We start from the raw sequence: 7,487 nt of genomic DNA, 5'->3' as shown, positions 1-7,487 counted from the left end.
GCGACGACCACCGAGTCGGCGTGCAGCACGCGGTCGCCGGCCGTCACGCGCCAGCCGCCGTCGGCGTCCCGGCGCAGCTCCGTCGCCGCGCGGCAGGAGAGGATCTCGCCACCGCGCGCGGTGACCGAACCGGCCACCGCGTGGGCCAGGGTGCCGACGCCGCCCTCGATGCCCATGAACACCGGCCCGGTCTGCCGGTTCGCGGCGGCCTTGGCCTGGATCTCGCGTACGGCCTCGGTCAGCGAGTCGTGCGCGCGGGCGGCCGCGAAGAGCTGCGGCACGGCCGAGCGCATCGAGATGCGGTAGGCCTCACCGGCGTAGACCCCGCCGAGCAGGCGCTCCACGAGGCGGTCGACCACCTCGCGGCCCAGCCGCGCCGCCACGTACTCGCCGACCGCCACGTCCTCCCCGATCTCCGTGCGGGGCAGCTCGGCGTCGCGCTCGATACGGGCGAGACCCTCCTCGGACAGGACCCCGGCGAGCGCGGACGCGGTGCCGGGAACGCCCATCACGTGCCCCTTGGGCATGGGGCGCAGGGCGCCGCGGGTCCAGATCGAGGCGGTCGCGGTGGCGGGCGCCTGGAGGCGGTCGGCGAGGCCCACTTCGCGTGCGAGCGCGACCGCCTCGGGGCGGCGGGCCAGCATCGACTCGGCGCCGAGGTCGAAGCGGACCCCCTCCAGCTCGGCGACCTGCAGCTTGCCGCCGACTCTGCGGGCCGCCTCCAGGACGGTGACGCGCGCCCCCCGCTGCAGCAGCCGGTGGGCGGCGGCCAGCCCCGCGATGCCGGCCCCGATGACGACGACGTGCCCCGTACCCGTACCTGATCCGCTCATGGCTCCACCCTCTCAGACCTCACCGGCACTCCCGCCAGGGCCATGCGGCCCCGCCGAGTCCCGGCCGTGACCGCATCACGACCGTCCCGGTCGAACGTCCCGGCCCGCCCCGGCGTCGAAGGAGCGTCATCCGTCACGGCCCTCGGGGGTATCGCCACATGCGCACACGACGTTCCGTACGACCGGCTCGGGCCCTGGCCGGGATCCTGCTCGCCGCCGCGCTCGCGCTCGCGGGCTGCGGCGGCTCGGGCTCCTCCGGCGGGGCCACGAGCGACTCCAAGGCGGACGCGGCGGCCGCGGGCGAGCCGGGCGTCGCGGAGAGCGTGAAGGACGGCTCCGCCGCGAAGGCGAAGGGCTCCCAGGACAAGGCGCCCGACCTCACCGCGAACCGCATCATCCGCACCGCCTCCCTGACCGTGCGGGTCAAGGACGTGCCCAAGGCGCTGGACGAGGCCCGCGCCACCGCCGAGAGCGCGGGCGGTTACGTCGGCAAGGAGACCACCGGCCGGGACTCCCGGGGCCACGAGCGCACCCGTGTCGTCCTGCGCGTGCCCACCGACAGGTACGACGAGGTCCTCACCGACCTCCAGGGCACCGGCAAGCTGATCGACCGCAGCACGAAGGCGCAGGACGTCACCGACCAGGTGGTGGACGTGGAGAGCCGCATCCGCACCCAGCGGGCCAGTGTGGCCCGGGTCCGCGAGCTGATGGACAAGGCGGCCAAGCTCAGTGACGTGGTCACCCTGGAGGGGGAGTTGAGCAGCCGGGAGTCGGACCTGGAGGCGCTGCTCGCCCGGCAGGCGTCCCTGAAGGACCGCACGAGTCTGGCCACCATCACGCTGTCGCTGTCCGAGACGCCGGTGAAGAAGGCCGCGAAGGACGACGGCGCGCCCGGCTTCACGGACGCGGTGACCGGCGGCTGGCACGCGTTCGTCACGATGCTGCGCTGGATCGCCCTCGCCCTGGGCGCGGTACTGCCGTTCGCCGTGCCCGCGGCGCTGCTCCTGCTGCTGTGGCTGCGGGTCGTACGTCCCCGCAGGGCGCGCCGCGCGGCCGCCGGTGAGGAGGGCTGAGCGGGCCCGAAGTGCCCCGTCCCCGTAGCGTGTTCACATGAACATGAGCGGTGGGCGGGGCGGGACGGAACGTCTGGTCGTGATCGGCGGCGATGCCGCGGGGATGTCGGCGGCCTCGCAGGCGCGGCGCAGGCGCGCGCCCGGAGAGCTGGAGATCGTCGCGTTCGAGCGCGGCCACTTCACCTCCTACTCGGCGTGCGGGATCCCGTACTGGGTGGGCGGTGACGTTCCCGAGCGGGACCGGCTGATCGTGCGCACGCCCGAGGCCCACCGCGAGCGCGGGATCGATCTGCGGATGCGCACCGAGGTCATGGAGATCGACGTGGACCGGCAGCGGGTACGCGCGCGTGACGTCGGCTCCGGGGCCGAGTCCTGGACGTCGTACGACAAGCTCGTGATCGCGACCGGCGCGCGCCCGGTCCGCCCCGACATGCCCGGCGTGGACGCGCCCGGTGTGCACGGCGTGCAGACCCTGGACGACGGCCAGGCGCTGCTCGACTCCCTGGCACGCGCGCGCGGCCGCCGGGCGGTCGTCGTGGGCGCCGGCTACATCGGCGTCGAGATGGCCGAGGCGCTCATCAACCGGGGCTATGAGGTGACGGTCGTCAACCGGGGCAGTGAGCCCATGTCCACGCTCGACCCGGACATGGGCCGCCTGGTGCACGAGGCCATGGAGGGCCTGGGCATCACCATGGTCAACGACGCCCGCGTCACCGGGCTGCGGACCGGGCCCGACGGGAGGGTGCGCGCGGTGGCCACGGAGGACGACGAGTACCCGGCGGACGTGGTCGTGCTCGGCATCGGGGTCCGCCCGGAGACGAGCCTGGCCCGCGCCGCGGGACTGCCCCTGGGCCGGTACGGCGGTCTGCTCACCGACCTCGCGATGCGGGTGCGCGGGCACGAGAACATCTGGGCCGGCGGCGACTGCGTGGAGGTCCTCGACCTGGTCTCCGGCCAGGAGCGGCACATCGCCCTGGGCACCCACGCCAACAAGCACGGGCAGGTCATCGGCACCAACGCCGGCGGCGGTTACGCCACGTTCCCGGGCGTGGTCGGCACGGCGGTGAGCAAGGTGTGCGACCTGGAGATCGCCCGCACCGGTCTGCGCGAGAAGGACGCGCGCCGGGTCGGGCTCCGCTTCGAGACGGTCACCATCGAGTCGACCAGCCGGGCCGGCTACTACCCCGGTGCCTCCCCCATGACGGTGAAGATGCTCGCCGAACGCCGCACCGGGCGGCTGCTCGGCGTGCAGATCGTGGGCAGGGAGGGCGCGGCGAAGCGGGTCGACATCGCCGCGGTCGCCCTCACCGCGGGCATGACGGTGGAACAGATGACGGCACTGGACCTGGGCTACGCCCCGCCGTTCTCGCCCGTGTGGGACCCGGTGCTGGTGGCGGCGAGAAAGGCGGTGGCGAAGGTCCGCGCGGGGACGGGCTAGGCCGTGCCGCTGATCCTCGGCAGGGAGGTCACGCCCGCGCCGGACGCCGCGGACGCGGTCTGCTCCCCCGCCGGCTTGGCGTGCGCGGCGGACGGCCTGGTGGAGCGCAGCCGGTTGCTGACGGCCTCGTCCAGGGTCACGGGCCGCTGCATCTGCGTGGCCAGCCGCCCGGCCTCCTGGCCGAGCCGGGCCACGTCCTCCCAGGGGAGCTTCACGACAAGGGACAGCTCCGCCTCGCCGTCGGGCAGAGCGTGCATGGGAGGAGTAACTCGGTCGTTCATCGCCTGATCCTCACGTCGGTTGACGAGAGATACGCACAAGCGGTCGGCCGTGTTCACCGATTCGCGGGCCGCATCGGGGGCACTACTTCTGTGTGGTCATCCCCGTCCATGACGTGAACCCGGTGCGCCGTACCCCTTGGGTGACGTATGCGCTGATCGCCGCGAACGTACTCGTCTTCCTGTCCACGCCCGGCATCGCCGGCTCCGTGGCGGGCGGCAGCGACCTGGCGCGGCTGTGCCATCTGCAGGCGTTCACGGACCATTACGCGGTGGTGCCGCGAGAACTGATCCACCATCAGCTGCCGCAGCGGGTCCCGACCGGGGACGTGGGGCTCGGCCCGCGCGGACCGGGCTGCCTGGTGGCCCCGCCGGGCTACCACAAGTCGCCGCCGCTGTCGGTGTTCACGGCGATGTTCCTGCACGGCAGCTGGCTGCACCTGCTGGGCAACATGCTCTTCCTGCTGATCTTCGGCAACAACGTCGAGGACCGGATGGGTCACATCCGGTACTTCCTCTTCTACGTCGTCTGCGGCTACGCGGCCGGCTACGGCTTCGCGCTCCTCAACGACACCTCGGGCGACCCGCTGATCGGCGCGTCGGGGGCGATCGCGGGGGTGCTGGGCGCCTATCTGGTGCTGTATCCGAGGGCCAGGGTCTGGGTCCTGGTGCCGTTCCTGATCTTCCTGCCGCTGCGGCTGCCCGCCTGGCTGGTGCTGGGCTTCTGGTTCGCGCTGCAGGCGGTGTACTCGTCCGGCCACGGGGTGTCCGGGGCCGGGACGGTGGCATACGCGGCGCACATCGTGGGCTTCGTCGCGGGCATGCTGCTGGCGCTGCCCCTGCGCGCGGGCACCCCGCCCCCGCCGGAGCCGCGCCGCCTGCTGTTCGGCAGGCAGGCCCGGCCCCGGCACACGTGGTAGGTCAGCGGGCCGTCCGGGTGTGGACGTAGTCCACGAGCCGGGTCAGCGCGTCCGGGTCGGTGGACGGCATCACGCCGTGGCCGAGGTTGAAGACGTGGCCCTCCAGGCCGGCGGCCGAATCGAGCACCTCGCGCGTCTTGGCCTCGACGGCCTCCTCGGTGGCGAACAGGACCGTCGGGTCGAGGTTGCCCTGGAGCGCCTTGCCGGGGCCGACGCGGCGGGCCGCCTCGTCCAGCGGGACGCGCCAGTCGACGCCGACGACGTCCGCGCCGGCCTCACCCATGAGCCGCAGCAGCTCGCCGGTGCCGACGCCGAAGTGGATGCGCGGGACGCCGTACCCGGCCACGGCGTCGAAGACCTTGGCCGAGGCGGGCAGCACGGAGCGCCGGTAGTCCGCCGGGGCCAGGGCACCGGCCCAGGAGTCGAACAGCTGGACCGCGCTCGCGCCCGCCTCGATCTGGACCTTCAGGAAGGCCGCCGTGATCTCGGCGAGGCGGTCGAGGAGGTCGGCCCACAGCTCGGGGTCGCCGTACATCATCGCCTTGGCGTTCTCGTACGTGCGGGAGGGGCCGCCCTCGACGAGGTAGCTCGCGAGGGTGAACGGGGCGCCGGCGAAGCCGATGAGCGGGGTGGCGCCCAGCTCACGGGTGAGCAGGCCGATGGCCTCGGTGACGTACGAGACGTCCTCGGGCGTCAGGTCCCGCAGCTGGGCCAGGTCGGCGCGGCTGCGGATCGGGCGCTCGACGACCGGGCCGACGCCGGGCTTGATGTCGAGGTCGATGCCGATGGCCTTGAGCGGGACGACGATGTCGCTGAAGTAGATCGCCGCGTCGACGTTGTGCCGGCGCACCGGCTGGAGCGTGATCTCGGTGACCAGCTCGGGCCGCATGCAGGACTCCAGCATCGGAATGCCCTCGCGCACCTTGCGGTACTCCGGCAGTGAGCGTCCGGCCTGCCGCATGAACCACACGGGGGTGTGCGGCACGGGTTCACGCCTGCACGCCTTGAGGAAGGCGCTGTCGTACGTCGCTGTCGGCTGCTTGCCCGTGGGGCTTCCGTTGGCACTCACGACGAAAAGTCTCGCACGGCCCCGAAGCCGACGTGGCCACGCCCTTAGGTGCCCTTTAGGTGGTGTCTCTCCCTGCGCGAAGCCCCGCTTCCCCTTAATCTTCCCCGCATGGCTGCGGCTCAGGGACGACTGTCGGACGGCGCTGGCGGAATGGACGACGCGAAGGACAAGGAGGAGGCGGAGCGGCATACGGACAGTACGGCTCCGCCAGCCTTCCGGGCCGCGGTCGAGGCGCTCAGGAGCGCGCGGCTGCGGCCGCAGGTCGAGGTGGACCCGGCGCCTGCGCCGCAGCGGCTCGCCCCGTTCGCGTACGCCGTGGAGGCGGCGGTCGTCGACGGCGACCAGGACCTCGCCGACGGGCGCCTGGTGCTGCTGCACGACCCGGCCGGGCACGACGCCTGGCACGGCACCTTCCGGCTGGTGACGCTGGTGCGCGCCGAGCTGGAACCGGAGATGGCCGCGGACCCGCTGCTGCCCGAGGTGTGCTGGTCGTGGCTGACCGGGGCGCTCCAGGCGCGCGGGCTGGGATACGGCGAGCCGAGCGGCACGGTCACGCGCGCGAGCTCGCACTACTTCGGCGGGCTGTCCGCGCGCCCGGCCGCCTCGCAGATCGAGATCCGTGCCTCCTGGACGCCCCGTGAGGGCCTGGGCGGGGTGCCGGACACCGCGTCGCACCTGGCCTCGTGGTGCGATCTGCTGGCCCAGGTCGCCGGCCTGCCGCCGGCCGCGCCCGGCGACGCCTCGGTGGTGACCCTGCCGCAGCGCCGGGGACCGCAGTCCCGCTGACCTCTCGTCCCGGCTTTCGCCGACCCGCGGTCGATCATCATCTCGTTGACCATCTCTTTGTCGATACGGCCACTTTCAGTCCCGTAATCGCCACGGCTCGAACCGACTCGATCTTCGGATGATCGATCGCGTGTCCGAATTGCACGGATTGTTACTCACTAGATCGTGATCATTCCCTAAAGGCGGACGGGTTTGCTGCCGAAGACGACTGTGACCTTGAAAGCACGGTTCGTCCCGGCTTCACCCCCAGAGCCGGGCCCGTCCCGCACCCCAGGAGGCCTGGTGTCCGTTCTTCTTGAGCAGCCCGCAAGCCTGGTCGCCTACCGCCCGAACAAGCCCACCGCCATGGTGGTCGTGGCCGACCCGCGCGTCCGCTCCACCGTCACCCGCCATCTGTGGGCGCTCGGTGTGCGTGATGTCATCGAGGCCTCGTCCATCGCGGAGGCTCGTCCCCGCATCGGCAACCCCCGCGACATCTGCGTCGCCGACGTCCACCTCCCGGACGGCTCCGGCCTGACCCTCCTCTCCGAGACCCGTGCCGCCGGCTGGCCCAACGGCCTGGCGCTGTCCGCCGCCGACGACATCGGCGCCGTGCGCAACGCCCTGGCCGGCGGGGTCAAGGGCTACGTCGTCACCGGCACCCGGACCAACATCGGGCTCCCCACCCGGCCGGGCACCTCCCCCATCGGCGCCACCGCCGCCCGTATGCACCGCCGCCCCCCGGGTTCCCCGAGCCACCCGGGTGGCTACCGCGAGCTGTCCGGCCGTGAGGTCGAGGTGCTCCGGCTGGTCGCGGAGGGTCAGTCGAACAAGGCGATCGGCGTCTCGATGGGCCTGTCCGCGCTCACCGTCAAGAGCCACCTCGCGCGCATCGCCCGCAAGCTCGGCACGGGCGACCGCGCCGGAATGGTCGCGGTGGCCCTGCGCACCGGAATCATCCACTGAAACCGACCGGAGGACCCGCCTCCGAAGCACTTTGGCCGTTCACTCACATGAACGGGATGTTTCACCGACCTGACTGGTTTACGACCCCCTGACGCGGGGGGGGCGGGGGGTGTGTGCTGAGGGGGCGCGGGAGAGAGATGTGAGA

The 7,487-nt window shown here is 72.7% G+C and carries 8 protein-coding genes; 5 read left to right on the top strand and 3 right to left on the bottom strand.

Features of this window, described 5'->3' with window-relative positions; translation table 11 throughout:
• Positions 1–833: protoporphyrinogen oxidase (gene hemG / locus ACFW2E_RS36480; RefSeq protein ID WP_384473196.1), on the bottom strand; the 833-nt coding region annotated here is incomplete at its 3' end.
• 158 nt (positions 834–991) lie between these two features.
• Here hemG and ACFW2E_RS36475 point away from each other — a divergent pair.
• Both ACFW2E_RS36475 and ACFW2E_RS36470 read left to right on the top strand, forming a co-directional pair.
• Positions 992–1,906 carry a DUF4349 domain-containing protein gene (locus ACFW2E_RS36475; protein ID WP_384473193.1) on the top strand — a complete coding sequence of 305 codons (915 nt, stop codon included), beginning with the start codon at positions 992–994 and terminating at the stop codon, positions 1,904–1,906.
• A gap of 37 nt (positions 1,907–1,943) precedes the next feature.
• Positions 1,944–3,344 carry an FAD-dependent oxidoreductase gene (locus ACFW2E_RS36470; protein WP_384473190.1) on the top strand — a complete coding sequence of 467 codons (1,401 nt, stop codon included), beginning with the start codon at positions 1,944–1,946 and terminating at the stop codon, positions 3,342–3,344.
• Here ACFW2E_RS36470 and ACFW2E_RS36465 read toward each other — a convergent pair.
• A complete protein-coding gene (locus ACFW2E_RS36465) occupies positions 3,341–3,625 on the bottom strand; it encodes a hypothetical protein (RefSeq protein ID WP_384473187.1) in 285 nt (94 codons plus the stop codon). The genes ACFW2E_RS36470 and ACFW2E_RS36465 overlap by 4 nt on opposite strands.
• A 92-nt stretch (positions 3,626–3,717) precedes the next feature.
• Here ACFW2E_RS36465 and ACFW2E_RS36460 point away from each other — a divergent pair, with 92 nt between their 5' ends.
• Entirely contained in the window at positions 3,718–4,542 is an 825-nt protein-coding gene (locus tag ACFW2E_RS36460; RefSeq protein WP_384473184.1) for a rhomboid family intramembrane serine protease, read from the top strand.
• 1 nt (position 4,543) lies between these two features.
• Here ACFW2E_RS36460 and hemE read toward each other — a convergent pair whose 3' ends face one another.
• Positions 4,544–5,611, bottom strand: coding sequence for a uroporphyrinogen decarboxylase (gene hemE / locus ACFW2E_RS36455; RefSeq protein WP_384473181.1), 1,068 nt, complete (start codon positions 5,609–5,611; stop codon positions 4,544–4,546).
• Between the two features lie 108 nt (positions 5,612–5,719).
• On the opposite strand from hemE, the gene ACFW2E_RS36450 reads away from it, so the two are divergent.
• On the top strand, positions 5,720–6,397 hold the full coding sequence (locus ACFW2E_RS36450) for a DUF3000 domain-containing protein (protein ID WP_384473178.1): 678 nt from the start codon (positions 5,720–5,722) through the stop codon (positions 6,395–6,397).
• Positions 6,398–6,679: 282 nt separating this feature from the next.
• On the top strand, positions 6,680–7,342 hold the full coding sequence (locus tag ACFW2E_RS36445) for a response regulator transcription factor (protein ID WP_263213751.1): 663 nt from the start codon (positions 6,680–6,682) through the stop codon (positions 7,340–7,342).
• Positions 7,343–7,487: the final 145 nt, after the last annotated feature.

Source organism: Streptomyces sp. NPDC058964, assembly GCF_042741275.1.
GTDB lineage: Bacteria > Actinomycetota > Actinomycetes > Streptomycetales > Streptomycetaceae > Streptomyces.
Note: the sequence above shows the minus strand (reverse complement) of the source record. Positions and strands in the feature narration are given on the sequence as shown.